The organism is Mesorhizobium sp. M7A.F.Ca.US.006.04.2.1 (genome assembly GCF_004022915.1).
Taxonomy (GTDB): domain Bacteria; phylum Pseudomonadota; class Alphaproteobacteria; order Rhizobiales; family Rhizobiaceae; genus Mesorhizobium; species Mesorhizobium ciceri.
The window spans coordinates 1-2,854 of sequence record NZ_RZQA01000829.1; the positions used below are offsets into that span (position 1 = coordinate 1).

The following is a 2,854-nucleotide window of genomic DNA, read 5'->3' on the forward strand; positions in this document are numbered from 1 at the left end:
CTCTATCTGCGCATGATGCGCGCCGGCATGGCCGAGGTCTGGCGGCAGGATTTTGTGCTGGCCGCCCGCGCCAGAGGGCTTTCGCGCCGCCGCATCGTGCTCGCCCACATTGCCCGCAACGCGCTGCTGCCCCTGGTCACCATGCTGGGCCTGCAGTCGGCGCAGATGCTCGGCGGCAGCGTCGTCATCGAGAGCGTCTTTTCCGTGCCCGGCCTCGGCCGGCTGGCGCAGGAGGCAGTCGCCTCCCGCGATACGCCGCTTCTGCTCGGCATTATTCTCACCAGCGCCGTCCTGGTCATTGTCATCAACCTTGCCGTCGACATCGCTTATGCCTTCCTCGACCCGCGCGTCGGCGCCAGCGAGGCCGGCGCATGAGTGCCCTCCGCCGCTTTCTGCGCACGCCCGAGGCGGTCGCCGGCGCCATCCTCCTGGCGGCGTTGATCGCCATGGCGCTGTCGGCGTCGCTGCTGTTCCCCGGCGATCCGCAAGCGATTGCCGGGCCGGCGCTGCTGCCGCCGTTCCAGGACTGGTCGCTCCCGCTTGGCACCGATCGGCTTGGCCGCGACGTGCTGGCCGAGCTTTTTCATGGCGCCCGCACATCGCTGGCTGTCGGGATCGCCGCCGCGGCCGCCGCACTTGTCATCGGGGCAGTGGTCGGCACATTGGCCGGCTTTGCCGGCGGCCTCGTCGACGAGGTGCTGATGCGCATCACCGACGCCTTCCAGACCGTGCCGAGCTTCCTGCTGGCACTGGCCTTCGTCAGCGTCGTCGGACCGTCGCTCGGCATCGTCGTGATCGCCATCGCGCTCGGCACCTGGACCGGACCAGCCCGTGTCGCCCGCGCGGAAGTCCTGTCCATTCGCGAACGCGATTATGTCGCCGGCGCCAGGGTCATCGGCATGCACCCGCTGGCGATCGCCTTTCGCGAGGTGCTGCCCAATGCCTTGCCGCCGGTGCTGGCGATGTCGTCGGTGATCGTCGCCGCGGCGATCCTCACCGAGGCGGCCTTGTCGTTCCTCGGCCTGGGCGATCCCAACCGGGTCACCTGGGGCGGCATGATTGCCGAAGGCCGTGCTGTCCTGCGCACCGCGCCCTTCCTGTCGATCGTCCCGGGCATAGCGCTGGTGCTGACCGTGCTCGGCGTCTATCTCGCCGGTGAAGGCATCGTCGAGACGACGGCGGTCAGGAGAGGCCTGTCGTGACCGCGCTGGCTTCGATCCGCGACCTGACGGTGACCTACCGCCGCGACGGCAACGAGGCGACGGCGCTGAAGAGTGTCAGCCTCGGCATAGAGGCTGGCGAGCGCTTGGCCATCATCGGCGAAAGCGGTTCGGGCAAGAGCACGCTGGCGCTGGCGATTGCAGGGCTGTTGCCGGCAAGCACCAAGACTGAAGGAAAGATCGATTGGTTCCTACCGTCGGCGTTGGGCGCCAAGGCACCCCCCTCTGTCCTGCCGGACATGTCCGGCAGGACAGAGGGGGGCCTCGTAGAGCACAGACCGCAAAAGCTCTTCACCAGATCAAGTCACCCTCCCCGCGGCGGCCGCGATATCGGTTTCGTCTTCCAGGACCCATCCGCCAGCCTCGACCCCGTAATGCCAATCGGCAAACAAATCGCCGAAGTCGCCCGCACCCATCTCGGCCTCACCTGGTCCCAGTCCTATGCCAGGGCCAAAACCCTGCTCGAACGCGTCCGCCTGCCCGATCCTGACTCGGCCCTGCGCGCCTTCCCGCACCAGCTTTCCGGCGGCCAGAAGCAGCGTGTGGCGATCGCCGCCGCCATTGCGGCCGGTCCGAAATTGCTGATCGCCGACGAAGCGACCAGCGCGCTCGATACCATCGTGCAGGCCGAGATCGTCGCCTTGATCCGACGCCTGGTGACCGAGGACGGCATGACGCTGCTGTTCATCAGCCATGACATCGCGCTGGCGGCCGAGCTTGCCGGGCGCATCGCCGTTTTCCGCCATGGGCAGTTGGTCGAGCTTGGCATGACGGCGCAGATTGTCGGCGCCCCGGCCCAGCCCTATACGCGCGCATTGCTCGATGCCGATATCGGCCTCGACACCAAGCCGCTGCTGAACCGAGCCGGGCTCCACGCATGAGCCTGCTGGCGGTGTCCAACCTCACCAAGCGCTACCGTCGCGGCGACAACACCATCGCTGCAGTCGACGATGTCTCCTTTCACATCGAGCCGGGTGAAACGCTGGCGTTGGCCGGACCCTCCGGCAGCGGCAAATCGACGATCGCGCGGGTGGTGCTGCGATTGATCGAGCCGGACGACGGACGCATCGAGTTCGAAGGCGACGATTTCCTGGCCCTGCGCAGCGCAGCACTGCGTGCCCGCCGCGCGCGCCTGCAAATGGTGTTCCAGGACCCGCTTGCCGCCTTCAACCCGCGCGCCACGGTGGCGCGTGTGCTCGACGATCCCTTGCGCATCCATGGCATCGCTTCCCGCAGCGAGCGCCCGCGCCGCATCGCCGCCTTGCTGGAGCGCGTCGGGCTGACGGCAGACCGCGCCCCGCGTGCCATCCACGAAATTTCAGGCGGTCAGCGGCAGCGCGTCGCCATTGCCCGCGCCATCGCCACGAAGCCGTCGCTGATCGTGCTCGATGAAGCGGTGTCGGCGCTCGACGTTTCCGTGCGCGGGGAGATCCTCGAGCTTTTGCTCGACCTGCAGCGCCAGGAAAAGATCGCCTATCTCTTCATTTCACATGATCTCGGCGTCATCCGGTCGGTCGCCCACCGCGTCATCCTTCTCGACGCCGGCCGGGTTGCCGAGAACGGCGATGCCCGAACCGTCATCGACGCACCGCAATCGGCCATTGGAAAGGCGCTGGTGGCGGCAGCACCGAGAT

The 2,854-nt window shown here is 67.6% G+C and carries 4 protein-coding genes; all 4 read left to right on the top strand.

Going from position 1 to position 2,854, the window contains the following annotated elements:
• The coding region (locus EN925_RS30710; protein ID WP_164894494.1) for an ABC transporter permease at positions 1-375 on the top strand (375 nt) is incomplete at its 5' end.
• Positions 372-1,202 carry an ABC transporter permease gene (locus tag EN925_RS30715; RefSeq protein ID WP_127365902.1) on the top strand — a complete coding sequence of 277 codons (831 nt, stop codon included), beginning with the start codon at positions 372-374 and terminating at the stop codon, positions 1,200-1,202. The genes EN925_RS30710 and EN925_RS30715, both read left to right, overlap by 4 nt.
• Positions 1,199-2,101: an ABC transporter ATP-binding protein gene (locus EN925_RS30720; RefSeq protein ID WP_164753902.1), complete on the top strand. Its 903-nt coding sequence runs from the start codon at positions 1,199-1,201 to the stop codon at positions 2,099-2,101. The genes EN925_RS30715 and EN925_RS30720 overlap by 4 nt, the downstream gene beginning before the upstream one ends.
• Positions 2,098-2,854: dipeptide/oligopeptide/nickel ABC transporter ATP-binding protein (locus EN925_RS30725; protein WP_164894495.1), on the top strand; the 757-nt coding region annotated here is incomplete at its 3' end. The genes EN925_RS30720 and EN925_RS30725, both read left to right, overlap by 4 nt.